This is a genomic window from Enterobacter cloacae complex sp. SHL009, assembly GCF_049237205.1.
Classification (GTDB): Bacteria; Pseudomonadota; Gammaproteobacteria; order Enterobacterales; family Enterobacteriaceae; genus Enterobacter; species Enterobacter cloacae_M.
In genome coordinates this window covers 460495-485094 of sequence record NZ_JBMKIW010000001.1, presented here as the reverse complement: position 1 = coordinate 485094, position 24600 = coordinate 460495, and the positions used below count along the sequence as shown (strand labels likewise).

Annotated in this window: 29 protein-coding genes; 1 reads left to right on the top strand and 28 read right to left on the bottom strand. The window is 53.8% G+C overall.

Annotated features, from left to right (window positions below):
• Positions 1 to 37: 37 nt before the first annotated feature.
• From ACOTZC_RS02380 to ACOTZC_RS02370, 3 genes are all read right to left on the bottom strand, one after another.
• A complete protein-coding gene (locus tag ACOTZC_RS02380; RefSeq protein WP_174259585.1) occupies positions 38 to 289 on the bottom strand; it encodes a hypothetical protein in 252 nt (83 codons plus the stop codon).
• A gap of 325 nt (positions 290 to 614) precedes the next feature.
• A complete protein-coding gene (locus ACOTZC_RS02375) occupies positions 615 to 839 on the bottom strand; it encodes a hypothetical protein (protein ID WP_126304613.1) in 225 nt (74 codons plus the stop codon).
• Between the two features lie 290 nt (positions 840 to 1129).
• Entirely contained in the window at positions 1130 to 1621 is a 492-nt protein-coding gene (locus tag ACOTZC_RS02370; RefSeq protein WP_126304615.1) for a DUF2938 domain-containing protein, read from the bottom strand.
• A 66-nt stretch (positions 1622 to 1687) separates the two neighbouring features.
• On the opposite strand from ACOTZC_RS02370, the gene ACOTZC_RS02365 reads away from it, so the two are divergent.
• A complete protein-coding gene (locus tag ACOTZC_RS02365; protein ID WP_126304617.1) occupies positions 1688 to 2086 on the top strand; it encodes a helix-turn-helix domain-containing protein in 399 nt (132 codons plus the stop codon).
• Positions 2087 to 2157: 71 nt separating this feature from the next.
• On the opposite strand, the gene ACOTZC_RS02360 is transcribed toward ACOTZC_RS02365, so the two are convergent.
• From ACOTZC_RS02360 to ACOTZC_RS02240, 25 genes are all read right to left on the bottom strand, one after another.
• Positions 2158 to 3426: a Y-family DNA polymerase gene (locus ACOTZC_RS02360; protein WP_252040484.1), complete on the bottom strand. Its 1269-nt coding sequence runs from the start codon at positions 3424 to 3426 to the stop codon at positions 2158 to 2160.
• 2 nt (positions 3427 to 3428) lie between these two features.
• The gene (locus ACOTZC_RS02355) at positions 3429 to 3848 is read right to left on the bottom strand and encodes a translesion error-prone DNA polymerase V autoproteolytic subunit (protein WP_020884462.1); all 420 of its coding nucleotides are present in this window, start codon (positions 3846 to 3848) and stop codon (positions 3429 to 3431) included.
• 184 nt (positions 3849 to 4032) lie between these two features.
• Positions 4033 to 5319 carry a phage tail protein gene (locus ACOTZC_RS02350; RefSeq protein WP_252040486.1) on the bottom strand — a complete coding sequence of 429 codons (1287 nt, stop codon included), beginning with the start codon at positions 5317 to 5319 and terminating at the stop codon, positions 4033 to 4035.
• Between the two features lie 58 nt (positions 5320 to 5377).
• Positions 5378 to 5611 (bottom strand): phage exclusion lipoprotein Cor, encoded by a 234-nt coding sequence (gene cor, locus ACOTZC_RS02345; protein WP_248193689.1) that lies wholly within the window; start codon positions 5609 to 5611, stop codon positions 5378 to 5380.
• A gap of 107 nt (positions 5612 to 5718) precedes the next feature.
• Entirely contained in the window at positions 5719 to 6393 is a 675-nt protein-coding gene (locus ACOTZC_RS02340; protein ID WP_248193389.1) for a hypothetical protein, read from the bottom strand.
• Positions 6393 to 6695 (bottom strand): hypothetical protein, encoded by a 303-nt coding sequence (locus ACOTZC_RS02335; protein WP_126304332.1) that lies wholly within the window; start codon positions 6693 to 6695, stop codon positions 6393 to 6395. Before ACOTZC_RS02335 ends, ACOTZC_RS02340 begins: the two co-directional genes overlap by 1 nt.
• On the bottom strand, positions 6695 to 10135 hold the full coding sequence (locus tag ACOTZC_RS02330) for a host specificity protein J (protein WP_252040489.1): 3441 nt from the start codon (positions 10133 to 10135) through the stop codon (positions 6695 to 6697). Before ACOTZC_RS02330 ends, ACOTZC_RS02335 begins: the two co-directional genes overlap by 1 nt.
• A gap of 65 nt (positions 10136 to 10200) precedes the next feature.
• Entirely contained in the window at positions 10201 to 10803 is a 603-nt protein-coding gene (locus ACOTZC_RS02325; RefSeq protein WP_252040491.1) for a tail assembly protein, read from the bottom strand.
• On the bottom strand, positions 10784 to 11500 hold the full coding sequence (locus tag ACOTZC_RS02320; protein ID WP_248190666.1) for a C40 family peptidase: 717 nt from the start codon (positions 11498 to 11500) through the stop codon (positions 10784 to 10786). Before ACOTZC_RS02320 ends, ACOTZC_RS02325 begins: the two co-directional genes overlap by 20 nt.
• 2 nt (positions 11501 to 11502) lie before the next feature.
• Positions 11503 to 12252 carry a phage minor tail protein L gene (locus ACOTZC_RS02315; RefSeq protein WP_248190663.1) on the bottom strand — a complete coding sequence of 250 codons (750 nt, stop codon included), beginning with the start codon at positions 12250 to 12252 and terminating at the stop codon, positions 11503 to 11505.
• 76 nt (positions 12253 to 12328) lie between these two features.
• A complete protein-coding gene (locus tag ACOTZC_RS02310; RefSeq protein ID WP_248190661.1) occupies positions 12329 to 12646 on the bottom strand; it encodes a hypothetical protein in 318 nt (105 codons plus the stop codon).
• Positions 12647 to 12716: 70 nt separating this feature from the next.
• On the bottom strand, positions 12717 to 13064 hold the full coding sequence (locus tag ACOTZC_RS02305) for a phage tail protein (protein ID WP_252040492.1): 348 nt from the start codon (positions 13062 to 13064) through the stop codon (positions 12717 to 12719).
• On the bottom strand, positions 13064 to 16036 hold the full coding sequence (locus ACOTZC_RS02300; protein ID WP_252040494.1) for a phage tail tape measure protein: 2973 nt from the start codon (positions 16034 to 16036) through the stop codon (positions 13064 to 13066). Before ACOTZC_RS02300 ends, ACOTZC_RS02305 begins: the two co-directional genes overlap by 1 nt.
• A gap of 228 nt (positions 16037 to 16264) precedes the next feature.
• A complete protein-coding gene (locus ACOTZC_RS02295; protein WP_045357506.1) occupies positions 16265 to 16609 on the bottom strand; it encodes a hypothetical protein in 345 nt (114 codons plus the stop codon).
• Positions 16610 to 16667: 58 nt separating this feature from the next.
• A complete protein-coding gene (locus tag ACOTZC_RS02290) occupies positions 16668 to 17141 on the bottom strand; it encodes a hypothetical protein (RefSeq protein ID WP_042889852.1) in 474 nt (157 codons plus the stop codon).
• A gap of 17 nt (positions 17142 to 17158) precedes the next feature.
• Positions 17159 to 17569 (bottom strand): HK97-gp10 family putative phage morphogenesis protein, encoded by a 411-nt coding sequence (locus ACOTZC_RS02285; RefSeq protein ID WP_252040495.1) that lies wholly within the window; start codon positions 17567 to 17569, stop codon positions 17159 to 17161.
• A 5-nt stretch (positions 17570 to 17574) separates the two neighbouring features.
• Positions 17575 to 17955 carry a hypothetical protein gene (locus ACOTZC_RS02280; protein ID WP_421635568.1) on the bottom strand — a complete coding sequence of 127 codons (381 nt, stop codon included), beginning with the start codon at positions 17953 to 17955 and terminating at the stop codon, positions 17575 to 17577.
• Positions 17936 to 18277 (bottom strand): phage head completion protein, encoded by a 342-nt coding sequence (locus ACOTZC_RS02275; RefSeq protein WP_252040499.1) that lies wholly within the window; start codon positions 18275 to 18277, stop codon positions 17936 to 17938. Before ACOTZC_RS02275 ends, ACOTZC_RS02280 begins: the two co-directional genes overlap by 20 nt.
• Positions 18274 to 18597, bottom strand: a complete 324-nt coding sequence (locus tag ACOTZC_RS02270) for a head-tail connector protein (protein WP_252040501.1) — start codon at positions 18595 to 18597, stop codon at positions 18274 to 18276. The genes ACOTZC_RS02275 and ACOTZC_RS02270 overlap by 4 nt, the downstream gene beginning before the upstream one ends.
• On the bottom strand, positions 18578 to 19054 hold the full coding sequence (locus ACOTZC_RS02265; RefSeq protein WP_252040502.1) for a hypothetical protein: 477 nt from the start codon (positions 19052 to 19054) through the stop codon (positions 18578 to 18580). The genes ACOTZC_RS02270 and ACOTZC_RS02265 overlap by 20 nt, the downstream gene beginning before the upstream one ends.
• A gap of 59 nt (positions 19055 to 19113) precedes the next feature.
• Entirely contained in the window at positions 19114 to 20409 is a 1296-nt protein-coding gene (locus tag ACOTZC_RS02260) for a phage major capsid protein (protein WP_252040504.1), read from the bottom strand.
• Positions 20410 to 20478: 69 nt separating this feature from the next.
• Positions 20479 to 21396: a S49 family peptidase gene (locus tag ACOTZC_RS02255; RefSeq protein WP_252040506.1), complete on the bottom strand. Its 918-nt coding sequence runs from the start codon at positions 21394 to 21396 to the stop codon at positions 20479 to 20481.
• Between the two features lie 33 nt (positions 21397 to 21429).
• On the bottom strand, positions 21430 to 22689 hold the full coding sequence (locus ACOTZC_RS02250; RefSeq protein WP_029485140.1) for a phage portal protein: 1260 nt from the start codon (positions 22687 to 22689) through the stop codon (positions 21430 to 21432).
• A complete protein-coding gene (locus ACOTZC_RS02245) occupies positions 22689 to 22868 on the bottom strand; it encodes a hypothetical protein (protein WP_045351071.1) in 180 nt (59 codons plus the stop codon). Before ACOTZC_RS02245 ends, ACOTZC_RS02250 begins: the two co-directional genes overlap by 1 nt.
• Positions 22862 to 24577, bottom strand: coding sequence for a terminase large subunit (locus tag ACOTZC_RS02240; protein WP_252040508.1), 1716 nt, complete (start codon positions 24575 to 24577; stop codon positions 22862 to 22864). The genes ACOTZC_RS02245 and ACOTZC_RS02240 overlap by 7 nt, the downstream gene beginning before the upstream one ends.
• Positions 24578 to 24600: the final 23 nt, after the last annotated feature.

Genomic DNA, 24600 nt, shown 5'->3' with positions numbered 1-24600 from the left:
ATATGATTGGCGGTGAGCAGATCACCGCAACTACTTTTTAAAAAAATGACACCCCCCCAACAAGGCCAACAAAAAGAAGGCTGTCAGAATAATCTTTTAATTCATTAAGATATTCATCGTTGTTGCTTTTCATCTTCGCAATAGCTTCCTTGGCACTTTCAGCTTCAACCTCGAAAAAATGTTTTTTGTACCCTTTACGCTTGAGAAGATCTTTTGCTTCATCATTTACACTACTTTTGGTAAAGACTCTTGCGCCAGACTCGTTGTAATAAAAAACATATACGCTCACAGTAAACCTCCATGAATTGAACGGTTATTTTCTTTATTAACTTAGCACCGAACCCTGTATGGGTATAGTCATACAGGGTTCGGTGATTACACTGTTGCCGGCCCCTGGGCTTTTTTGACTACGGTTGTACGACACGAGCCATCAGTGCGTCAATCTGCGCCATTAACGCCCCATGGTGTAATCCTGCTGACCAGCTACACGTTGGTTAACACATTGTGATTCCAGCAATATCCGCTTGTGGCACTCAGGTGACCTAGATAATGGCGATCACTGATGCTCAACTGGACAGTAAGATGTTTTTGTCCAGTTGTACCTGCCTGTGCATTTATCTCAGTAATACCTGAATCAGCTGAACGAAGATATACACTGTTGCGGCCACTTGTATAGTCCGGAACCCCCATCTGAGATAGCGCCATTCATGACGTTCTCTGGCATCAGCTACTTCAATAGCAGGGTCAGAATATTTTCTTTTCCTAGCCCTGAATTCATCGATTACCCACAGGATGAGAATAAAGATGATGATAGTTTTCTGAAGGATAGGATTATCCACAAAGAGTGACTCCGGCCTGACCGCTGATGCAAGCAGAATAGATGAACAATCTGCACGTAGCCATCACTAAATGTAGGGGGAGTATTCGTTTTGTTCTGGTGGATTTTGCGGTGATTCTGTCCATGGCAGTTTGCTCCCCTGCTATCTGGCCGGCAGCGATGAGCGAGAAGCGGACAATGAAATTGTCCGCCAATTAATAACTTTCTGTTCATCCGGCTTATCAAAACAGCGATAGGGTCAGTGCCAGGTAATAAAAGTGGGTGTTCTGACACTTGAACTACTCAATGTCGCTATGATGATGACGTCATAACAGCGGTAATGCCATATAATCCAATACCATACGCAAGGTGAGTAATCAGGCTTAACAAACGCGCCACCCGTGGACGAGGTGTACGGGAGGCGGCGATACCAAAGCCAAGCGCGGGTTGCAAAATTAAGAACGGAGCAATCAAAGTTAACAAACCTGTCAACACCCCCGTGGAAAGAGAAGGCTCATGGAGCCAACCCCTTCCATTAAGCAAAAGCGGGATAAAAGCAAAAATTATCCCGGTCAAATAATGGAATATCCAGCCAGTAAGATTCTCCCCACGTATCTGTGACGCTGAAAGAATGGTGTGATGCCTGAATTTTCCTTGTGGAAGCCATAAAATCCAGCGGCCTACCAGCGCATAATTCAATGGTGGAATTTTTAAAATGAGCTTTTGACATAACGACCACAAATCCATGACCAGTGTTGCGCCAATACCCGTGATGACAGTTTTGAAAAAAATAATGATATCCAATACTTACTCCTTCTTTTAAATGACATAATAGTCAGTATGCAACTTAAAGTGAGGTTTAAGTCAACAATGAAAGAACTGGATATCAGGGAAATCGCTGACCTTACCGGAGTTACCCCATCAGCGTTGCGATATTACGAAAAGAAAAAACTAATCAAACCTGTTGGCCGTAATGGGCTAAGAAGGCAATACAATGAAAATGTTATCAATAAACTGCAATTAATCGCGCTTGGGCAGGCTGCGGGGTTTTCTCTTGATGAAATAGGCGCAATGTTTAGTGCAGAGAACAAACTCGCATTAGACAGCGTTCAGCTTCTTCAGCGAGCAGCGGAGATCGACGGCACTATCCGCAAACTCCAATTGTTAAGCCGGGGTCTTAAACATGTCGCATGTTGTACAAAGACTGAGCATTCCGAATGTGAAGAATTCAAAAAAATCGTATTCAGAGGGCTGCGACTCATCAGATAGATTATTTTAAAGCTCCTGGACATGTCCTACGTCCGCTTCTGGCACAAAGCGGACCAAGACATCAGGAATACTTATCGGACACTAAGCAGATCTGAATATCTCGTAGTATATCGAGGCGACAACATTTCTCGCTTCATTTGCCACTGTTGCTGAATGCCCTGCCCGGCAAAGTAGAGCGTTCCTTTCCCGTCTTTCGCGTTCAGGTGATCGAGCACTTCCATTAACCTTTCGCTATGAGCTCGCGGCGCGTTCTCATCGAACAAGTTAAGCTGGGCCACACCCTGGCTGAAAAAATCCCCCAGCATGATCCCAGCCTTTTGATAGCGATGACCATCCTTCCAGATTTTGTCCAGGCACTTTAACGCGGCGTTAATGATGTCGCGTGAATCCTGAGTGGGGGTAAGAAGCTTCATGGACGCACTGTTACCGTAATACGGCTCGTTTAGCGCAAAGGGAGAAGTTTTCACGAACGCAGAGATAAAGCGGCAGTACTGATGTTCACCCCGAAGTTTTTCAGCACCACGGGCGGCATAGCTGCAGATAGCCTGGCGCATCTGTTCGTAATCGGTAACGCGTTCACCGAACGACCTGCTGCAGACGATTTCCTGTTTCCCGGGCGCGAACTCTTCCAGATCGAGACATGGCTCGCCGCGCAGCTCCCTGACAGTTCGTTCAAGCACCACGTTGAAGTGCTTCCTGATAATCCACGTGCTCTGCTCCGAAAGGTCGAGGGCAGTTTTAATGCCCATTGCGTTCAGCTTCTTACTGATGCGCCTGCCAACGCCCCAGACATCCTCAACAGGCACGATAGCCAACAAACGACGCTGCCGATCGATATTGGACAAATCGACCACCCCTCCGGTCTGGCGCTGCCATTTCTTGGCGGCATGATTTGCCAGCTTAGCGAGTGTTTTTGTCTGTGCAATGCCAACCCCGACAGTCAGATGCGTACGCTTCAAAACTGTCGCGCGGATCTCTTTGCCGAAGTCAGTCAGGTCCCGGCAGTTCCTAACTCCCGTCAGGTCACAAAAAGCTTCATCGATACTGTAAATTTCGACGCGGGGGCTCATTTCCTCAAGCGTCGTCATTACCCGGTTCGACATATCAGCATACAGCTCATAGTTGCTGCTGAAGCAGACAACGCCAGCGCGCCGGAAAAGCTCCTTTTGCTTGAAGAACGGCTCTCCCATTGTAATTCCGGCGGCTTTGGCCTCAGCGCTGCGCGCGATTACGCAGCCATCGTTATTTGAGAGAACGACAACCGGCCGCCCTCGCAAGTCCGGCCTGAATACAGTCTCGCATGATGCGTAGAACGAATTCACATCACAGAGCGCAAACATACTCAGCTCGCCGATTTGACGATGAAAGTAACAACGCCGAAAACGTCCAGCGTATCTTCGCTGCCTACAACAATCGGACTGTAGGCGCTGTTCATAGGATTGAGCTGCACTGTCGGGCGCAGCTGCAGGCGTTTAACAGTAAATTCCCCTTCCACCGCGGCGATGACAATGTCACCGTGTTCAGCAGTCCGTGAGCTGTCCACCACCAGCAAATCACCGTCGCTGATCCCGGCTTCGATCATTGAATCACCCGCGGCTTTAACGAAGTATGTGGAACTCGGGTGAGCAACAAGTAACTCATTGAGATCAATACGCTGTTCAACGTAATCAGCCGCGGGGCTTGGGAAACCACACTGTACTAAGTCACTGAAAAGCGGAAGAGCGATAATTTCTCGCAGTTCTGTTGGCCTGATGAATTCCATTACACACACCTCAAATACTGTTTTTATATACAGTAGTTTCATTTATCAGGGTACGCAAGACGCCACTTTTCCAGCGACTGTTTAAAGCTTCACCGCTTCGCTCCTAAGCTTTTCTCACGCTTCGAATTATGGCTTTTGTAAATTTTTCGACAATGGCCCAGGATGAGCAGAATTAGGCCACCTTTTAAACAGCGTGTTCCGGCTCGTCATTAAGCGCAGTTCTGGCCGCATCAAGTTTTTTATTCCAGATGCTGTTAGCTGGCATTTCTACACGAACGCTGACGAACTGATCTGACGGGATATCAATAGGCTCTCCGTCATTGATCCCGTCACGTTCATTTCTGGCAAAAGCAGGTGCTGAAGGATGTGTGCGGTGGTAGGTTTTCACCAAGATAGAACCGTCAGCATTGACCTCATAATCCAGCCAGATTAGCGGCTGCTTGTTCCTGTCGGTAGGGATATCAAAACCGCCATCAATGCCACCCCAGGCGGCATCAGAATTCAGCCCACCACACCCTTCAATAAGATATTCCCCTGTGGTCAGACGGGTTACAGTGCAGCCCTCTGATTCGTCGTTAAGCTGGCATGAACCATCCCCGAATAACTGTACAATCGGGGAGGCGGCCTTCAACGTGCCATCAGATGCCCGAGTCGTGTTCCCTGTGTGGTAAATCTTCATCCAGCCAGTGTCGACGCCATCAGCCATTCCCATAAATTGAATGACTTTGCCGCTTAGGATTAGGGCGGCAAAGGATTGTTGCGCAGCTGGGGTGCCCCCACTCCCAATATTTCGGTCCGAGAACCTGATCCCCGAACCATAAATACCCGGTCCTCCTGACGTGGCAGGAGAGACGTTGCAGAAGCGAGTTCCCTGGCTTTTATCCCAGATGTCGCCAATTACTGGTAAATTTTTAGAACCCACACCAAATGACCCTGGTGCCAGCACATGACTATCACCCTCACCAGTATTTTTGGTTGCAGCATTTCCTAATTCCAGGTTTGTACGAGCGTCAACGGCATTCGTTGCCCCTGTCCCGCCCTGCGTAATCGGGGTCGCTCCATTGCTCCCTTTCTGAACCAGTTTACCGATGCCAGGGATTGTTATGGCGGTGCCGTTGATTGTAACGGTGATGCTCTGATTGGCTGAGGTTGTGGCGAAGGTCTCCCACGCGCCAATGTTCTCGTCATACTCTTTGATGAGCTGCGACATCGCCTGTGCCAGTCCGTCGACAGAGATATTGTCGGACACCAGGATTCCATACTTCTGACCGTTTAACGCTGGAGACGCAGCTGGTGTAACCGTCATGGATGTTGCACTGATCACGGATGAAATCTGGAACATCTGCACCGGGTTAGACATGACGATAATCGTCTGGCCGGCGCGAACCTGGCTGGCTGGTGCAGCCCAGTTCGTACCCGTCCCGGTGGCGGTGTTTCCGTTGATTGCAATGGTGCCAGTGTTATAAAGCATATTTTCTCCAGGCAATAAAAAACCCCGCCGGAGCGGGGTTGTATTCTAATGAGGTGGGTTATTTACAGGTAGTGCCAGTGAATGTATTTGCACCTACCCAGCGCCAGTTAAAGGGATAACCGGCCCGATACTGCGTCTGGTTATTTTGTTTACGAATACCGTAAATCTGAACGGTACTTTCCTGACCGCCAACGATGGCCGTGCCGCTGCAAATTGGTTCCTGTTTCTCGAGTACGCCAGCGCAGCCTGAAAGCATCACAGCGCCAGCCATACAGATAAGTTGCTTAATCATTTTGATGATATCCACAGGTATTCATGAACTTAGACAATACCAATATGAATGAGGTGGGTATAATTGATTAGATAGATCAATTATCTGTTATTGATCGCTCAAAACGATCAATCATAGGCAGCTGTATTTATCGCGGTTAATGAAATGCCAGTATTCGTTCCCCCTCCCGGGGAGCCTGTTCCGGTGGAGGTTCCCCCTGCGTTTATCCTTGTATTGGTCCCGTCAAACCTGCACGCCGAATAAGCATTGATCGTGTAGATGGTGGGAGGCTGGGTGGAGTTATTCACAACGATGGACTGCCCAAGCTGGGCAGGAGCAACAGCCCATGACCCGCTCAGCGTCTGGTCAATATTAATCCCGCCGCTTGCACCTGGCGTGCCCACTGTTTGCAGATCAGACAGCACCTTTGATTCGTTCGTCAGAACAAGCTTCCCGGAGGCATCCCAGATAGCAAATCCCCACGCAGGAAGTGTTTGCGGAAAAATTGCAAATACATATGCTGTCAGCGTAAAGCCCTGGTTATAGGGATTTACGCCACTAATGTAGACATTTCCTCCTATCCGATATGACATGACCGGAGTCGGCTGCGCAGTATCAGTCGTTTTTATGAAGACCATTGCCGGATAATCGACAGGAACCGAAAGATATTGCGCCACCTGCTGAGAACTGCCATTAGCAGAGGAATTGAAGGAGTATTTTCCGTAGAGGCAGAAAGGCGTTGATTGTGGCGTAACAAAGGGATTGCCGTTATCCATTAATATCATCGCGCCAAATTCGGCCATTATGCTTTCTCCATGAATACGACCACCTCACATTTTGAGGCCGGGTAATTACCCAGGCCTACAGAAGAGGCAGGGGTTACGGTTATTGTGCTGCCTGACGCGGTGATGCGCCTCCCTACGCTGTTACCTCCTTCATCAAGTGAGAGCACAAAGCCGACCTTCATTCCTGAGGGCACCGTAAAAGACCAGCTGCCGGAGTTTTGTCCGGCAGCAAGTTGTATACGCCCAACAACGGAAACTGGCTTTATACCGTAGTTGTTGGGTTTACCCGACGCATCCCAGGTTTGTATACCCCATGACATCAAAACACCCCTGTGAGTTTGCCAATTTGCACGCGGAGAACGCCATTCGAGTCCCTGATACTGTCAGTGACATTGGTGGATTTTCTTGCCCCCTGACCGTCGGTGCCGTAGTTTTCCCAACTTCCGCTCTTATCAAGTTTCCAGCCTGCAGAGCCCGCAACATAGTTATTTGACTGGATAAAGTTGCCAATTTTGGCATTGCTGATGGTTCCGTCGCCAATAACCGTATCCCTGATAATAGTTTGGCCATTCTGGATAACGAACGGCAGCGTAACCTCAGCACCGGCCTGGTGAGTCACCGCAAAACGGTCGGCCAGGAAGATAACCTGCGACTGCATCCCTGATGGCGTATTCTCCACCCCGATCCCCATGCCTGCGGCGTAATACTGTCCATTGCTCGTTACTCCAACCTTGATGTTGTACATCGCGCTGAGCTGGCCGTTTACGTTCGCAATAGCCTGCGCGTTCGTGGTTATCGCTGCCGTATTTCCGTTTATGGTCGCAGTGATGGCGTTAATCTGCGTTGCCGTGGCCTGCTGATAATTCGAAACCGTCTGACTCAGACTGTTGATAGACGCCGTATTGCCGTTGACGTTCGTCTGCAGGCTCAGCAATGCGCGTGCCGTTGCCTCCCTGTCTGTGACGATCACCTCATCAATGCGGTCCAGCTGCGCGCTGTTACCGGCTACCGATGCCGACAGAGTTTTACGCGTGGCCACCTGCGCAAGATTGGCCTGAATTATCGCAATTGCCGAGTTCTTCACGCCTCCCGTCATGCCGTCCATCGACACAGAAATCTCGTCTATCTTCACTTCGGCCTGCGCCAGCCCGTCAGCGTTCTCCTGGATGTTTTTAGCCTGCTGCTCCAGCTCGGAGGCATGATTTTTGATGTCATCCGTCATGCCAGCAATTTTTTCATTGCTGTCGACGGCATTCTCAACCACATCCTTCAGGAGACCTGTTTCTTCCATATCCTTGAGGATGGCATCAGTGATATCAGATACGTCCGTGCTTGACTGACCAAACACCCATTCGGTCCAATCACTCTGGTTACCTAAGCGATCAACGAGCCTTGCCCGGTACCAGAATGTTTTTCCGGCAAGCAGCCCCATTTGCTGGTAGGACGACGAGGGATAAGGCACGTCTGCCAGCAGTAACGGTGAATCGCCGTTTGCCGTGGCGCTGTAGTGGATTTCTGTCTTCTGCGTGTCCTGCGCCCCGGACGGAAATCCCCAGGAAATGCCGATCCCAAATACTAAAGGCTGCGTGGTGAGGTTCACTGGCATCGGTGGTTTTCCCACCTTGCCCGTAAGTTCTGTCTCTGCTGACGTTGCCCAGAGCGAGGCGATATCGAGCGCATTAACCGCACGGATTCGGACCACGTAGCGGCCAGCATAAATCTTGTCGACCTCAAAGCGCGTGTTGCCGGTGCGCGGAACATTAATCCAGTCGCCGTTGTTTTGACGCCACTGCGCCTCATAGGCAACGGCATTTTTGACGGTATCCCACGTAACAACCATCGTGGTGATACCTATCCCCTGTTCAACGCGGTAAACACTGGAGAGCGTGATATTTTCCGGCATTCCCTGACCGCGTGGCGGCACAACGCTGACGGGCCTGTCTTCAATCACCGCGCCGTCATCAACGCGCGGAAACTTGTTCGGATTGTAAGGCAGACCGTTAATGGTGACCGTGTTATCCGAATTAACCATAAGCCGCTTAACGCGGAACAGCTGAATAGCTAAATCAGGCTGGTCAAGCACCCAAGCTGATTCAGCATTTGGGGTAACGCTGTACGCTGTCTCAACGGTCACTGCGCGTCCGGAGACGCTTTTCACCTTCCTCCCTTCGGATTTGCCGGTGGGAAGGTTAACGATAAGTGTGTCCCCCGCTTTCGCAGTAGTAATACGGTCAAGCGTGACTTTCGTTCCGGAAGCTGCGGCTACGCGACCGCCGTTCTCGCGACCGGCCAGCGGGGCATTATTGAGGCCGATCACCTTGCCTATACGCGGGATGCGCCCTTCCATCCCTGTTTTAAACTCCACGCCATTGTCATCTCGGTTGGTTTCAATAGCGTAAAGCCCGTGCCGCTGCGCTTCCGATTCCCGCGTACACCCGATGCGGGACAGCTCTATGGTGTTAAAGCCGAACCGGTTAGAGACTTCCGGCACCCAGGCGCTGGCCTGATCGTCCTGATAGCCGTTGGCCGGATTGCTGTAGGTAACGATTGCTGACGAGTAGTTCGTCTTTTCCGATGTGCTGGAGAAGTTAAACGCGCCCACGATATTCGACTTGTTGAACACAAAATCGGGGTCCAGCTCGCGGGGCATATCGGCGTCAACGGACAGAAGATTGTTGGACCAGCTGATCATCCCCCGGAAGATGTTCGCCAAATCCATCAGCACGGTCCATGCATCGGTACGCTGGGAAATGTACAAATCGCAGAGATATCGCGCCTCTTTCCCACCTGCGCCGTCTGATACAGGCGCATCGCAATACTGTGCAATCTGGTACAAGGTCCATTTATCGACTAAATCTGCGGTGATACGTTTTCCCAGACCGTATCGTTTGTTCAGCACCAGATCGTAAAAAATCCAGGCGGGGTTGTTTGTCCAGGCCCACTTAAACGTTCCATCCCACGTTCCGCTGTAGGTGCGGGAAACAGGATCGTAGTTCGCCGGTACGCGGACGATAATCCCCTTCATTTCCACGGTGACGTTTGGTGTTCTGCCGTCAAACAGCTTCGAATCAAACTGGATGAACAGCAGCGACGTGTGCGGATAGCGCAGCTTGGCATCGACAATATCGGTCATTGATTCAATACGTGAAGTATCGGCATGCCGCCCATCATTGGTATTTTCCGTCAGGCGTCGGACGCGAATTTGCCAGCCTGATGTCGCTGCCGGCAGGTCAATTCGACAACTCCGCTCATACCCTGCATCTGCGATGCCATCCGCTGCATCCGTACCAAATTCAACGTAGGAGCCGCCATCGGTTGAAATATCGATAGCGAACTCAATCCGATAGCCATTCTTCCCGCCACTGTCGCGCAGTGCATAAACGCCGTTCGGGAATTTAAACCGCAAACGCACTGCCGACAGCTGGGTATTGTTAATGGATTTAACCCACGGCGTCCCGTATTTCAGCTCCGTTCCGACACTGATTTCATTCTCTACTGCCGGGAAGCCAGCAATATAATCCTGATCCACCGTGCCGCTGCGCCACTCCCACGTCACTCCAGGGAAGTTTTCGTTGCCAGCATCATCAAGCAGTGGCGTGCCATCGAGATAAATATCTTTTCCGGTAAAGTCTCCTGCTGCTTCCCCCTCGGTCAACGCCAGCAGAATTTTCATGTACGCTACGGAGGCGATTTCGGTACCGCGATTGCCGCCTTTATCACCGCCGCCACCGCCCCCTTTCGAACCCCTGATTACTGCCATATGCAAACTCCGGGCAAAAAAAATCCCGCCTGAGCGGGAGAATTAAACATGTTGCGAGATAAGCGTTATTGCTGTTCTTCTGCGTAGATGCCGCCGCTGATAAGAACACCGGCGACAAGACGCTTACCGTAGAGAAGATTGACGCCGTTCCCCGCTGCAGACTGGTTGATTGGGGAGCCAAACGAATAGCTTTTCCGGGTATCGCCGGAGTCCATCGTCATGCCCTGCGTACCGCTGGGCGTGAGCATCTGGACAACGCCCCCGAGCATCATCGCCGCCCCCATTTTGTAGAGAAACGGCGAGGCCACTGCGGCTGGCGTAAAGCTCAGCGCAAAGCCAACCGCTACCAGCACAGCGCCGAAGATGGTCTGGAACACCCCCGCCTTTTTACTGCCGATAATGACCGGCGCAATCCTGATGACGTCATGCACACCGCTCAGGCGCAGCTCTTCTGCAGTCACGTTGCGGGAGCCGTTAAACACGCTGTAGGTCACGCCGCGTCCTTCGCTCGTATCGAGCCAGCGCTCAAAGCCGGGGAGCATGATACAAAGCGCCCTGATAGCCTCCCGCACCGAGGAAACGGAAAGGCGGTGCTCACGTCCAAATAAAGTGCCGAGCTTGCCATAGAGCCGCACAAGCACGATTTTCTCAACTGTGTTCATCGCCATTCTGGTACCTCAGTGTCAACATTGTTCTCTCGCGCCACATGCCGCCGTAGGGAACGACTTCGCTCAGTTTTCCGTACATGTGGTGCAGCATTTTCCCGTCACCGAGATAGATGCCTGCATGGTTGATTTCTTCCGCTTTGTACTGCATCAGGATCACATCCCCCATCTGCAGCTCGTCGGCATGAGAATAAAACCCCGCTTCGGCATAGTGTTTTACATAAAGGTTTTCGCCGCGCGTCCACCAGTTGTCGTCACGGTGAAAATCAGGCAATTCGATGCCCCGTTCCTGCTGATACCAGTCCCGGATGAGCCCGTAGCAATCCCAGCTGCCGTGTATAAAAGGCCGCTTGAGGATCGGTGGTGTATCTGCCGGTGTTGTCACCGTGTACTCACCGCCTGGCCACGACATAATCACCCAGGGCAATCCGGAGTCATGGCACGACTTCAGATCGTCGGAAGAAGCGTGCGGCCCCGCATCCGGATGTGAATGAACGATGGCCAGCACCTCCCCCATATCCTCAGCATCGGCCCAGGCCTGCGCAGATATCATGAAGTGCTCAGAGGGATTTTCGTGTGAATTACTGCATGGGATGTACCGGCGCTGGCGCGTGGCGCGAATAATCAGGCCACAGCATTCATGGGGATAGGCTGTAGCAGCGTGTTTTTCAATGGCGGTAATAAGTCGCTGGCTCAGCATGGTTAAATCCTCGTAATCGCAATTGCCGGAAAACCGCCAAACGGTAGCTGCTCATCTTCCCCCCAGCGCAGCTTGCAGCCTGCGACCGTTCCGGGGCAAACATCGTCTGCTGGGTTATCAACCGGGTTGCCGAACTTGTCGAAATACTTCGTTCCGGTGTAACCGCAGTCCGCACCCCGATACTGTCCCTGCAGGCACCATGCGCAACGGCTGGTCATCTGTCTGGCCGGAACCTTCTGCCCGGTCACGTCAACAGGCGAGCTCAGCTTGAACTGGACGTCCGTTTCGTTATCTGCCGTTTTACTGTCGATGTAAAACACCTCCAGCTGCTCGGCAGTTGGATCGGCTTGTGAGTTCCCGTCTGGAAAATTACTGGCATCGAGGTAATGCGCATACGTTCGGTGGATGGTGACCTTTGCCTGCTTCATATCCTGAAAAAGGTGGCACAGCGCGGAGATCGAACCGTCCAGATTACCAACGGATAATTTTGGCGACACAGGTGTTCCGTCACCGTTGGCTTCAATATCCTCAATATGGCATGGCCAGAGATCGTATCTGATGCCCTGCCAGTAAATCGGCTTACCAGGTAGCTTCGATTCATCATCACCGGCAGCGAGAACTTCTTCTTCCGTGTACGCTACTGCGTGGTTGTGGAAATAGAGAACATCGGCACCGAAGGCGGTGCCGTCAACTTCGAACAGGGTGATCTGATTGCCGGGCTGTAGTTTTTGATCGTCAGCAGTTATGCCCATAGAAACCTCTCATACAGAAGAGTGAACCCCATAACAAAAAACCCCGCGAAGCGGGGTTAAGAGGACATAGTGAATATTACTTAACTTCGTCAGACCATTTGACTACGTCAAGTTTTACGCCATCGGTAACGTCTTTAAATTTATGGTCATAATAAACAAAATAGTACATTTGATAACCAGTGTATCCGCCATAACTATTTTTGGCGTTTATACCTACCGGCACTACAAATCCGAAATGACGTGTGCCAGCTGTATAGCCTTTCTTTGGCTCAAAGAAATGATATTTGGCTGAATCTGGATCTTTTAATCTGAGCTGAGTTATCTCTTTTATCTGATCCTGATAATCTTGTGGAAGAGGCTCATATACTGCAGCATCAACTTCTGATTTAGTCATTGGACTAACGCAGCCTGAAAGAAATACCGCGCACATTATCGCCATTATAAGTTTTATCATTGTTCCCTCATTAAATTGGCTCGGCCCTATATGCCGTCGCAAATGTGACTGTAATGGTCATACGTGCAAAATCAAGCGCTGTGACCTTCAGTTGCGATGCCCGGTAGAGCCCAAGTTCGCCCAACGGGTTGGTCCATTTAAATGCTTTGTCTTCGCCATGCTCGCGCAAAAATTTGAGCACAGGCTTCATATCCCCATTCATACCGGTGAACGTTAATGGCCATGACTGCGTCTCCGGGTTAATGCCGTCTCCGGTTACTGCCTCATAGCCATCACCGTATTGCACGCTGCTGGTTCGATACTTTATGTCTGCCGTTGGACCATTACGCGGAGACCAGGTAAACGTCTGCAATGCCATCAGGCCGTCCTCATTTTGGTGTCAATCATGCCTCCGTTGGCAAGTTCGCGATCAAGCGTTTCAATAACGAACTGCTTGAATATGGCTTTGGTTTCGCTGGTCAGAAGCTCCTGACTTTTTGAGGAAGGTTCCTGACTCGCGCCGCCCTGCTGAATGACCTGCAGCGGAATAGTTAAAGAAAAGTGGATGTTGCCCTGGCCTGCAGGCAGCTGCGAGTAGGTTTCACCGGATGGTTTCGGCATACCACCGCCGACCAGCCCCCCTTCTGCATAACCATTGCCGTATGTCAGCTGATTCAGGAAACTGAGCATACCAGGCTTCTTGACCACCGATTGCGGTACCACCCATTCGCCGCGGTGAACCACACCGGCGACGTCATGCTTTCCGCCGTCGCCGGTATAGCCCCCGTCAGCAAATCCGAACCAGCTGCTGATGCCCAGAGCTGATGCACCGGATTTGATGGCGTTCAGCATCAGCATCTTCGTGATCATCTTGCCAATATCGTCGATAACTGATACGGCCAGCGATTTGAAGTCCCCCTTTCCTTTTGACGCAACATTCCAGAGGGCAGTACCCATGCCATCCATCGCGTTTATGGCAATGTCGCGAACTTGAGCAAACTGATTTCCAGCGTCAAGGCTCCAGTCTGACAACCCCTTCTTCATGCCGTCATACCAGGAGCCCTCTACCTGTTTTTTCCGCTCCGCACCACTACGGACAATCTCTAACTGTTTCTGCTCTTCGTCCCTCAGCACCTCAGTTTGTTTCCGGTACAGTTCGGAACTGTGATCGGCAATCGTTTTATCCTGCTCTTCCCGCAGCTTTGCAAAGCGCTCCCGGACCTGCTGCTCGGCAACCATCTGGTTATACGCATCCGCGCCCATGGTCATCTGGGCGACACTGTTCGCATATTCCTGCTGCAGCTGCAGCGTTGAGCGGTAAAGCTCCTGGTTCTGCTCCTGAATCTGAAGGCCGAGTTTGCGCTGCTGGTTGGCTTTATCCAGGCTGGCGTTAATCTCCAACTGGTGACGCAGCTCCGTCTCCTGCGCCAGAATGCTGCGCTGGCCAGCCGTCAGGATGCGCTTCTCCTTGAGGTCCGCGATTTCCTGGTTGAACTGAGCCAGTTTCTTTTCCGACTGTGTCAGCGTCTCGGTTTGTTCGTTCTGCGAACGCAGCGCCGCCTCTTCCTGGCGAAGCTGATTCAGGCGCGTGGTCGCAGCATCATCGCTGTACGCCTTCTCGCGGGATTTTTTCTGCTCGGCATACATTTTGTCGATGCCGCGCATCGCCTGCGTGTATTCAGCCGTTCCTTTGGTGAAATTGGCATTAACAAGCGCAACGGCATCAGCCCGCTCTTTTTCACGCGATGTACCGGCTTTTAGCAGCCCGGAAAGCGTGTTTTCATCCTTCAACCGCTTCGAAATTTCTTCACGCTGCTTTTTCTGCGCCTGATACTGTTTTTCCGCCTCTTCACGTTGCTTGATTGCCGGGTCGGGAGTGGTATCGAGGTCAACACCTGCACCGGCAGCCATCGCCTGCGCGGTGGCTATATGCGCGTCCCCCATCGTTTTGAACGCATCTGCGACAAAATCTTTCAGCGATTTCCACGCGCTTTTCAGCCCGCCGACATTCGATTCCTGCTCCTTGAGTTTGGTATCAACGTCATTCATCGCCGCCTGCTGCAGCAGCGCCGTTGCTTCAGAGGTTTTCCCCTGGCGCTCGAGCGTGACTATCTGGTCAATCATGCTGCCGTTGAGCAAAATCCCCTGATCGGTCAGCTTTTGAAGCGCCTGCAGCGGATCGCCTTTCAGGCTCGACAGCAGTGATACGAGATCGTCGGAACTCTGCCCGATTTCCTCCATTCGCGTGCCGAGGCTGGCGACCTGCTCCAGCATATTGCCGCCGAATCCCGCCGAGACGGATGCCGTAACCGCCTTAACGGCGCGATCTGAATCACCGAGGCTGGAGGTCAGGTTCTGCAAATACATGACCGACATAACGGACTGCTGGCCGGATTTCTGTAACGCCTGCGTATACCCTTTAATGACCGCTTCGCTGTTGGAGTAGGCCGAGTAAATTGCAGTCACCGCACCGGCGACGGCAATAACGGCAAGTCCGACAGGACCGCCGACCATCGCCATTGCACCGCGCATCAGGCCCGCGCTGGCTGCAGCGGCTCGCTGGCCAAGAGATAACTCCTGGCTGGCCACGGCGAGCTGCCGCGTTGAGGTGGCCAGCTGCTGCTTCCCTGCAGACTCGGCGATATCAGCTGCCAGCACCGTTTTCGTCGCTTCTGCAAGACTGCCCTTCGCCTTCGCTTCAGCAAGATTCGCCTCCTGGATGGTTCTGGCGTTTTTAACGTGCTCGGCCTCATAGCTGACGGCCAGCCCGTACTGCTTGTTCACCTCGGCCTGTTTGGCAAAATGCTCATCGAGCGCAAAGGCGCGCTCGCGGTCGGCACGGGCGGCTTCGATGGTTTTTACCGCGATGTTCTGCTTCTCGATAGCTTCAGCACGCAACTGCCTGGCGTTCTCTATCGAGTCCTGAGCGGCGCTTATCTGCGCCTGGGTAAACTCAATCTGGGCCTGTCGCTGGGATTTCAGGCCCGTAATGCTGTTATCCAGCGCGGTGCTCATACCCTCGCTGAGGGCCGAAACCAGCGCCGTGGTGATAGAACTTCCGGCAACCGTGCTGCCAGCTGAAATGTTGGCCAGCAGACCGCGCATTTCATCCAGCCCGGTCAGCCGTTTGTCGACCGTTTTGCCAAGCTTGTTAAAGTCGGCGTCCAGCCCGGTAATCCCCTTGCCCAGCCCTTCAAACGACTGCCGGGTTTTCTGATTGTCCGTCTGGACTTTCCTGTTAAATTGCTGGGCGCTGCTGTCCGCCGTTCGCATAGCATCAGCAAACTGTGATTTAAAGCTGGCGGAGTTGAGATGCAGCGCGACAGCCAACGACGCAACGTCAGCAGCCATGTCCTAATATCCTGAAGCAGTCGGCGAACTGCTGGTCGCTTTCAGATTGCGCAGCAGTCACCGGAGGGGAGTTAACCGGCGCTGGCGTTTCGGCCTCCGTTTTCAGGAGATCGAAATAGGCCTGCCAGTGGGTCAGTATGTTCGCAGGAAGCTCAGCTATTTTGCGGGGGTCCTTCTCGCCCCATCGGTCCGCCAGCGTGAACAGCAGCCTGAGATGGGGCGAGTCGGTTAGTTTTTTGTGGCTTCCTCCAGCGTGCCGTAAGAATGGCGCTGAACGAGCGTAACCGCGTCGAGAAGATCGGCGTTCGAGTGCGCGGCCATCAGCTGGTCTGCAGTGGGCAGTTCGCTGGCTTTTGGCTTGCTGCCGTCTTCATTGACCAGCGCCGCCAGAAACAGGTTTACCCCCATCGCCGACAGCTCTCGCGACGGAAGCTTGGCCTGGCGTCCGGCTTCAACTTTGTCGTTATAGTCATCCAGCTCGGCGCTGGTCAGGCGGCGAAGATACACCTTCTGGCCGAGGAGCGTTTTTTCTACGGTGGTATTCAGTGGGTTGATAAGGGATTTGTAGTTCATGTTTTTTATCCTGTTTCATCAGTAAAAAGCCCCGCGACCGGCGCGGGGAAATAGAGGGTTACTCGCCGCCACCGGCTGGCTTCTCAACGGACCATTTAACGCTGTTCTGCTTGCCGTAGACCTCAACCTGCAGCACTTTGCCTTTCGGCGTGTCAACAGCCTGCAGGCTCCAGCCAGCCAGCACCAGTTCGACTTCTGAAATGCGCTTGTTGGGGAACTTCATGAAGAAGACCACCGTTTTTTTCGCATCTGCGTCGCTCAGCAGCGCTTCCTGCACGGTATCGGATGGATCGTCAATGAAGACTAACGTTTTATCTTCGCCCTCGCCCATGTCGGCCATGTATTTCGGCTCTGTGTCGATGAGGCGCGTCACTTCGAGGAAGGTGCCTTTTTTCCCCGTGGCCCCAATCCCCATCGCGCTCTGCAGAAGCGCGGCGGTGGTAATGGTTGCGCCCTTCTGACCGTAGCGAACCTCGGTACCCGCAGGGAGTACCGCGTACTCTGACGGGGATTTGATTTCTGGATCTGCCATTTACTCTCTCCTGATTGCTAACGCCCTTCGAGGCCCAGCCGGATTTCTGCGGCCAGCACTTTAAGGATTGTTTGAACGTTGTAGTCCATCGCCGGACGTATGAAGGGGGCGGCGACCTGTTTGACGGTACCGAACTCCTGCGCCAGCGCTTTCATGTGGTGAATTTTGCTGGGACCGACGCGCAGCGTAACGATGGTGTTATAGCGCGAGGTCTCTGCCACGTTGGTGCTGCGGATTTTGATGGAGTCGCGCATGTGCGGCCCGATGCTTTCCTCATCAAAACCGGCATGCTGCCGCATATCCTGCTCAACGACCGCAAGCGCGGCGCGTCCCGCATCGCGCAGGAGTTTCACCCCGACTTTTTTGTCGATGCTTTCCAGCAGACGGTCAAACTCCTTCCCGCTGGGGAACTTAATGTCTATCTGCATGGTGTCTACTCCAGAACGGTGAAGATGAAGTCGCGAACCAGCCGGTACTGGACGCGGTTGTTGGGAAGCGTGGTTTTCCCCTGCTGTATGCCTCCGCGCTCAACGTACTGAACGGGCTGACCTTCCAGTTGGCCATGAACAATGTCCTTCCATTCAGCCCATAGCGCCCTGTCGAACTGAAGCAGCGACGTGTACCGGTCGACAACATAAAGCGAAAGCTGTATCCGTACCTCGGACAGCCCTGTCCGCCTCAGCCCGTCACCGACCTGCGGGTCGGAAATACGCTGGAACGTCGCGCCTTCCTGCACCGTATCCGGAAGCAGCAGCGGGTAAGTATCCAGCTCGGTAATCCGCTCGACGGCGGATTTAATTGCTGACTCGATCATGGCGTGAATCCGCCTCTCCGGTGATGATTATCCGATCAGTCAGGCGCTCGACGTTGCGAACGGTATACACCCGGTCAGCCGTCGATACCTTCCAGTCCACGTCAACCTTGCGCGGGTACAGCGTGAAGAGGCACGTTTCGACGACCTGCTGCTGGTCCAGCGTCCGGACCTTCCGACCGGAGACCAGCTCCTTTTTGGACCAGGCCTTTCCGGCCATCACCTCTCGGGCCGGAAGCGTCTCGCCGAGCTCACCGCGTTCTGTTTCCACGTAGCTGAGTGTTATCCGGCAGTTCAGCTCGCCGGGGCGCAGGGGGTCGCTCATACGGTATGCTCCATTAGCGGGAACAGCAGGTACTCAACGCCCAAATCGGACGGCGAACCTTCTGCCGTGCCGGTGGGATTCAGATACCACTGCGAGACCATCATCTTCGCGGCCAGCTTGATATCTTCATCAATGATGTAACCCGTCTCACCTTCAGGCAGTGCGTCAAGCTGCGCCTGGTTCTCTACCAGCTTGCAGTAGTAGCTGCGCTCGATGCTGCGCTGAGCCGCGTCAATCAGACTGGTCAGCAGGCTGTCGTGCTCATCAAAATCCAGCTCGAGGCGTAGCTGGGTTTTGGCTTCAGCCAATGTCAGTATCATGCGCTTCATCGTCCTTATTCGGTTGAAGGGCGCGTTCTGCGTCTTTTGCCCAGACGGCGATATTTCGGTCCACCATGTCCTGAGCGACGGCGCTGTCAAAGCAGGCCACATCACCACGGCTGTAGCGGCTGAACGGACCAAGGAACGTCACCGCAACGCGCTCGTTTTGTACCGAAGCGACTTTTCCAGTCAGTTTTGACATACGTTCCTCTGGGGTTTCGTCCTGTTTCGCATCGCCTGCAGAATCGATGTTAGCGTCTGGCCCTGGCGCTGAACCGTCGCCATCTGGATCAGAATCGGTACCATCACCTTCATCACCGGCATCGCCTGCAGAACCGGTGTTAACGTCTGGTGCAGGTGCTGAAGTATCAGCTGAAGCTGCAGTCGTTACCGCTTGCTCGGCGTTGGCGTCGGTGGCGGTATCGTCTTTCTGAGTGTTTTTGGTTTTAGGAGCCATGATGTTCACCTGTAAAAAAGCCCGCACGGGGCGGGCTGTTAATCACGATTGTCGGAATATTACCAGGTAACGCCGGTACCCAGCGCCAGGCCTTCGATATGGCGGAAGCCGATATCATGCTCCATGATGACGCGGATCAGGGACTGGTTGCGCGCGAACGCGGAAACGGTGTTCCCGTCTGCATCGATGTAGGTCGCCTCGCGGGAGAAATCGACAACCATTGCGCCGTCTTCAGCAATCAGGACATCATTGAAGTCCGCAAAGTAAATCTCCGACTCCTTGCCGCCCGTACCCAGGTTCGCCGGAATAGCCGAGGTGCGCTCAATCGGATAGCCTTTCAGGTTACCCACTGCCATTTCTGGGTACACCTTGTTGCCGTTCCCGTCGCGCAGGCCAAACAGCTTCATGTAGGTACGGTTGGACATACCCCAGCCGCACTTCAGCATGTTGCTGTTACCGTCCATCGCCATGAGGATCAGCGCATCAAGGTAGGTATCGATGGTCTGCAGGTTCACTTCTTCGTCCGCTACCCATGGGAGCGTGCGGCTACCAGCTGTAGCTACCGCTTTCATCCCTTTCGGGGTGTCGTTGGTGCCGTCGTCACGGAGGAACGCCTTATCTTCTCGGGTGGAAATTCCGCTGATGATGTCGCCTAAAATCAGCTGTTCGACGTTGAAGCCGCCGCGACCAATCAGCTGGTTGGAAATCGGCACCATGGTGATCAGCGTTTTGGCGTTCAGTTTGACGTCGTCGAAGGTCGCTCCGCTCGCCTTCACATCCTTGCCTTCACCGACATAGCTTGCCGTTGAGCCGCTGGCCAGTCGCGGGATCGCCAGGTTACCGTTCGGCAGTGGAACAGTTCGCGCCCCGAGCTTACGCACAATGGTGCGGTCGCGCAGGAGCTCAATCACCTCGTTCTGCATGTTCTGCGGAACGAGCGCACCGCCTGAATTGGCTGCGGTCGTGATAGCCATCGACAGCCCCTGATCGTTCAGGTCTTCCGCAGCGAACAAAGCGGCCTGCTGCAGGTCGCCCTTACCCGCCGCGATGGCCATCACCATGCGGGTCATGCCAGCGCCTTTGTACTGAGCCGGTTCGGCTTTCACCTGCGCCGCCGGTGCGTTACGACCGTTCTGCGCAGCCTTCACCGGAATTGCCGTGGTGGCGGCGAGGCGTTCTGCCGCTTCCAGACGCTCAATGGACGCCGAAAGCTCATCAAACTGAGCCTGCAGGTCAGTGAATTGCTCCAGCTGCTCAGCGCTCAGCGTGCCGCCGTTCATTTCAATCTGTGCCAGGGCCTGAACCTGAGTGTTAATACCCGCACGCTGGCGACGCAGTTCTTCGATTTTGTTCATCGTTTTTCTCTCTTTTACGCATAAAAAAAAGCAGCCATCTGGCTGCTTACGGTGACGCTTCGCGTCGGGTTACATACGGGCCTGCTGATCCATGACAGCGGCACGTAACTGGATACTGGACTGCTGGGGCGATGGCTTGTATTTCGTGGCAATCGCGTTGATGGCTGACTGAGGATCGGACATCTCATCTGCCAGCCCTGCCGCGACGGCGTTCTGCCCGAAATACAGCGCGGCCTGGGTGCCGATAACGGCGTCAATATCCATGCCGCGATACTGCGCGACGGAGGACGTGAACGTCTGGTACGCGCCGTCGATCATCGCCTGTATCTGGGTCGTGGCCAGCTCCGTCAGCGGTTCATGCGGGGAGCCGTTGTTTTTGTTATCGCCGCGCGAGAACGTGGTAAATTTCAGCCCCACGATCTCCTCCCATTTCGACGCTTCCATATGCTCAAGGATGACCCCGATGGAGCCCACGCCGCTGGTTTCGCTGACGATGATTTTGCTGCAGGCCGACGCGATAAAGTACGCCGCAGAGAACGCGCTGAAGTTCACGATGGCCGTAATGGGTTTCACGCTGCGCGACTGGTAAATGTAGTCAGCCAGCTCCTTACAGCCCGATACCGCGCCACCGCCCGAGTTAATATCGAGCACGATTTCTTTAATGCCCGGGTCGTTCAGAAGGGAAGCCAGCTGGCCGCGAATACGCTCGTAGCTGTTCAGCTCCGTACACATATTCACGATCTGGCCACGCCGGGGGACGAGGATACCGTGGACAGGAATAACGCCCACGCCGCCGCCGCTTTGCTGCGGTTCATTCGTTTCCTGTGACTCATCCGGCCCCAGGGCCATTTCCAGCGGCGCCACATTCATGCCCTGCAGGCGGGGAACCAGGATTGACTTCACCGAGTCCATGATTTGCCGCGTGGCGTAGTGAGGCACCCCGAACACCTGGTCAGCCAGGTGCGGCAGGTTGATTAATTTCGACATTGTGTATACCTGTGAGAGCCTGATAATCAGGTTTTATGCAGTTCGCTGCAGGATTGCGCTGATTTCGCTTATCTGCGCGGGGGTGGCTTTATCCAGCCCGTGAACGGTGCTGGTATCGACCATGTTCAGCGGCGTCAGATACGTGTCGCCGCCCTCTACCGGAGCCATGTTCTCCATGCGCCGGATATCGTTTACCGACAGCCAGCCCCACTGGCGGCCCAGCGCGTAGGACTCGTAACGCGATTTCTGATCGCCGCGCAGCAGCGACGAGACGTTGAACTCGATGTAAAAGTCACGACGCTCGCTGGGTAACAACAAATCGCGCATCATCGCCGCTTCATGGCGCTTCAGCCAGGCCAGCAGCGTGTACATCACGTACTGAAGACCCTGGTGCTCGATGTTGTTGTTGGTCGATTTGTCGAGAAGCTGAATCATGTGCGGCGGGATTTTGTAAAGCCGACACACCTCGTTTACCGTCCACTGGCGCGACTGCAGCAGCTGCGCTTTTTCGTTGTCCTGCGACAGCTGCTTATAGCTCATGCCCTCCTGCAGCAGCGCCACGCTGAAGGCGTTTCGCACGCCGGAATAACGGTCTGTCCATTTGGCCAGAAGCTTGTCAATTGAAGCCTGGCTCTTGATGGCTCCCGCCTCTTTGGGACGCTCAATCACGCCGGACATCGTGGTGCCACGGGCGAACACCTGCGCGGCGTGCTGCTCAACCGCCATGCCCAGCCCGAGAACGTCCGCGTTCGTCTGAATCGGCGAGGTGCCGATGTACCCGTCTAGCGAAAAATACTTGATGTGATGCATCATGCGCATCGGCACCGTTTCACCCAGCTCGGGCAACTCGTAATACGGCATCCCGTCCGGCCCTTTCAGGACGATGACCTTTTTGGGGTTAATCGGTATCAGTTCAGCGATATCGCCGTTACCGTGCCGGTCAATCAGGGAATAGCTGTTCCCCTCAAGCCCCAGCACGCCCTGCTGCTGTTCGTAATACTCAAAGCTGGTGTCCTTTCTGTTTGGCTGCGAATGGATCACATCGTACAGAGGATGATCCGTTGCCCTGCGCCGTCCGCCTTTTTCGTCGCGCTGATAAAGCTCGCAGGGCAGCTGGGCGATGGATTCGGCAAGGAGCGTTACGCAGGCGCGTATGGCCCCAATCCCCATTGCCGTTTCCGGCGTAACCAGCATGCCCGATGAGCTCTTGCTGGCGCTGACGCTCCCGAGAACCGTTGTCCAGTTGCTCCCTCCCGGACGCGACCTGCCCCGGAAGAACTGAGGAATGAACATCAGTTACCCCCTGGAGAATCATTCGCTGGCGCAGCGGCTCTGGCTGCAAAATAGGATGCCAACAGGCAAAACACGCCTGCGGCAATAATGCCTGCAGGCGGGAACACCATCCACGCGCCAAACGAGATAAGCGCCGCGCCGAACAGGCCGATCATAAAGGTAATAATTGCCGTTAACATGCGACGTCTTCCTCATCATAAACGGATTGATTGCTGGCCCGACCGTTCAGCATTGCGCGGCCTATAGCCATAAACAGCGCTGTCGCGCCGTCGATTTTTGACTGCTTGTCGCCCTTCGTCGGTCGGACGATGTCGTCGCTTCCGGGGACATTTTTCCCGATAACGTTACTGATACACCATGACAGGACCGGGTTCCCGTCATGGTGGAAACGACCGCCAGCGAGCGCCGCTTCCAGCTCCTTCATCGGCGGCGACATGTTGGTGTAGTCCTGCCGGATAGAAATGGGCTCAAACCCGTGGTCCTGCAGCTCGTGGCTGAGTGCCGTGGCACCGCTGGGGTCGATGGGGATTTCGCTGACGCGGACCTTATCAATTTCTTGAAGGTCGATAATGCTGGCCAGGATTTCGCGATAATCCGCTTCTGCCCCATCTGTCGCTTCAAGCGCCCCCATTTCGACGAACTTCACATACCGGTCTGCAGTTTTGGCAATTTTCGGGTCCGTGCTCCGGACCGTGTCCTCCGGTACCCAGAATTTCGGCCTGATGCAGTAGTAGTGCTTCTTACCCTCAATTTCGCGGACGAAAACGCCAACACCGGCGTTAAGATCAAGACGCTGGGCAAGGTCCAGGCCGAGGTAATAATCCTCGCCTGCAAAGTCCTCGTAGCGCAGGGATTTATCGGCGGCAGCATGCCATTGCGTCATGTTGTAGAACGCGGCTTTACCGGATACCCAGATGTTCAGACGCTTCGTTTTAAAGGCGTTGACCTTGCGCGGAACCTGTTTAGCGACCTCCATCTCCGCCAGCAGATCGTCATACGATATCGACACGTCGAGGTTCGGGTTCGCTTTAATGAAGTTGATCGGGTCGGTCCAGTCATCCCCTTCATCGAGCTCATAAATCAGGCCGAACAGGCGGTCGTTAGGCACATGCCCGTTGAGCATCTCCTTGACCTGCTTATCCTTGTCGTAGCATGGGGATTCCAGCGACGTACCCGCCGTGGTAATGATGAGCGTCAGCGGCTGCGAACGTGCTCCCATGCCCAGCGTCATGGCTTCATACATGTGATCCGTGTCGTGCTCATGATATTCATCGATGATTGCGCAGTGCGGGCTGTCACCGTCGCCAGGCTTTCCGGCGATGGGCGCGAACAGCGAACCGTCCGGACGGGTCAGGCTGTCAACCCAGACCGAAATACTGAATTTTGAACGGAGCGATGGAAGGCGGTCTGCCATCTGCCTGGCCGGGGTGAAGACCTTTTTCGCCTGCGCCATCGTGGTGGCCCCACAGTAAACTTCCGCGCTGTTTTCACCGTCAGCGCAGAACATGTACGTGCCAATGCCTGCCGCGAAAAACGATTTCCCGTTTTTCCTGGCCACCCGGATATACGCTTCGCGAAATCGGCGCTTTTTGGTCTTTTTCGTGACCCAGCCGAAAATTGAGCTGAATGCAAACGCCTGCCAGGGTTCCAGCTTCAGTTTTTGACCGGCTAAGTCACCGCTGGAGTGCGGTAATAGCTGAACGAAACGGCACGCGCGTTCCGCCAGTTCACGGTCGAATCGGTAGGGGTAATCCTTATCGAGAGAAATTTTCAGATCATTAAAATGGCGCTGGCATGCCAGCTGGATGCTCTTGCAGGCGAGTATTTTCCCGTTCAGCACATCCCGCGCATACTGGTTCGCCATATTGACGCTCGGGTACGCGGCCATAATAAGTCCCTAAAAATTGGGAC

Excerpts from the sequence above, each read along its gene's own strand:
- ACOTZC_RS02280 (WP_421635568.1), bottom strand. The coding sequence starts at position 17,955 with ATGATCGAGTCAGCAATTAAATCCGCCGTCGAGCGGATTACCGAGCTG.
- ACOTZC_RS02285 (WP_252040495.1), bottom strand. The coding sequence starts at position 17,569 with ATGCAGATAGACATTAAGTTCCCCAGCGGGAAGGAGTTTGACCGTCTG.
- ACOTZC_RS02245 (WP_045351071.1), bottom strand. The coding sequence starts at position 22,868 with ATGTTAACGGCAATTATTACCTTTATGATCGGCCTGTTCGGCGCGGCG.
- ACOTZC_RS02270 (WP_252040501.1), bottom strand. The coding sequence starts at position 18,597 with ATGATACTGACATTGGCTGAAGCCAAAACCCAGCTACGCCTCGAGCTG.
- ACOTZC_RS02240 (WP_252040508.1), bottom strand. The coding sequence starts at position 24,577 with ATGGCCGCGTACCCGAGCGTCAATATGGCGAACCAGTATGCGCGGGAT.
- ACOTZC_RS02330 (WP_252040489.1), bottom strand. The coding sequence starts at position 10,135 with ATGGCAGTAATCAGGGGTTCGAAAGGGGGCGGTGGCGGCGGTGATAAA.
- ACOTZC_RS02265 (WP_252040502.1), bottom strand. The coding sequence starts at position 19,054 with ATGGCTCCTAAAACCAAAAACACTCAGAAAGACGATACCGCCACCGAC.
- ACOTZC_RS02275 (WP_252040499.1), bottom strand. The coding sequence starts at position 18,277 with ATGAGCGACCCCCTGCGCCCCGGCGAGCTGAACTGCCGGATAACACTC.
- ACOTZC_RS02340 (WP_248193389.1), bottom strand. The coding sequence starts at position 6,393 with ATGGCCGAATTTGGCGCGATGATATTAATGGATAACGGCAATCCCTTT.
- ACOTZC_RS02360 (WP_252040484.1), bottom strand. The coding sequence starts at position 3,426 with ATGTTTGCGCTCTGTGATGTGAATTCGTTCTACGCATCATGCGAGACT.
- ACOTZC_RS02355 (WP_020884462.1), bottom strand. The coding sequence starts at position 3,848 with ATGGAATTCATCAGGCCAACAGAACTGCGAGAAATTATCGCTCTTCCG.
- ACOTZC_RS02310 (WP_248190661.1), bottom strand. The coding sequence starts at position 12,646 with ATGACTAAATCAGAAGTTGATGCTGCAGTATATGAGCCTCTTCCACAA.
- ACOTZC_RS02315 (WP_248190663.1), bottom strand. The coding sequence starts at position 12,252 with ATGGGCATAACTGCTGACGATCAAAAACTACAGCCCGGCAATCAGATC.
- ACOTZC_RS02365 (WP_126304617.1), top strand. The coding sequence starts at position 1,688 with ATGAAAGAACTGGATATCAGGGAAATCGCTGACCTTACCGGAGTTACC.
- ACOTZC_RS02260 (WP_252040504.1), bottom strand. The coding sequence starts at position 20,409 with ATGAACAAAATCGAAGAACTGCGTCGCCAGCGTGCGGGTATTAACACT.
- ACOTZC_RS02250 (WP_029485140.1), bottom strand. The coding sequence starts at position 22,689 with ATGTTCATTCCTCAGTTCTTCCGGGGCAGGTCGCGTCCGGGAGGGAGC.
- ACOTZC_RS02350 (WP_252040486.1), bottom strand. The coding sequence starts at position 5,319 with ATGCTTTATAACACTGGCACCATTGCAATCAACGGAAACACCGCCACC.
- ACOTZC_RS02305 (WP_252040492.1), bottom strand. The coding sequence starts at position 13,064 with ATGGCATTGCAGACGTTTACCTGGTCTCCGCGTAATGGTCCAACGGCA.
- ACOTZC_RS02320 (WP_248190666.1), bottom strand. The coding sequence starts at position 11,500 with ATGCTGAGCCAGCGACTTATTACCGCCATTGAAAAACACGCTGCTACA.
- ACOTZC_RS02325 (WP_252040491.1), bottom strand. The coding sequence starts at position 10,803 with ATGGCGATGAACACAGTTGAGAAAATCGTGCTTGTGCGGCTCTATGGC.
- cor (WP_248193689.1), bottom strand. The coding sequence starts at position 5,611 with ATGATTAAGCAACTTATCTGTATGGCTGGCGCTGTGATGCTTTCAGGC.
- ACOTZC_RS02300 (WP_252040494.1), bottom strand. The coding sequence starts at position 16,036 with ATGGCTGCTGACGTTGCGTCGTTGGCTGTCGCGCTGCATCTCAACTCC.
- ACOTZC_RS02335 (WP_126304332.1), bottom strand. The coding sequence starts at position 6,695 with ATGTCATGGGGTATACAAACCTGGGATGCGTCGGGTAAACCCAACAAC.
- ACOTZC_RS02255 (WP_252040506.1), bottom strand. The coding sequence starts at position 21,396 with ATGTCGAAATTAATCAACCTGCCGCACCTGGCTGACCAGGTGTTCGGG.
- ACOTZC_RS02295 (WP_045357506.1), bottom strand. The coding sequence starts at position 16,609 with ATGAACTACAAATCCCTTATCAACCCACTGAATACCACCGTAGAAAAA.
- ACOTZC_RS02290 (WP_042889852.1), bottom strand. The coding sequence starts at position 17,141 with ATGGCAGATCCAGAAATCAAATCCCCGTCAGAGTACGCGGTACTCCCT.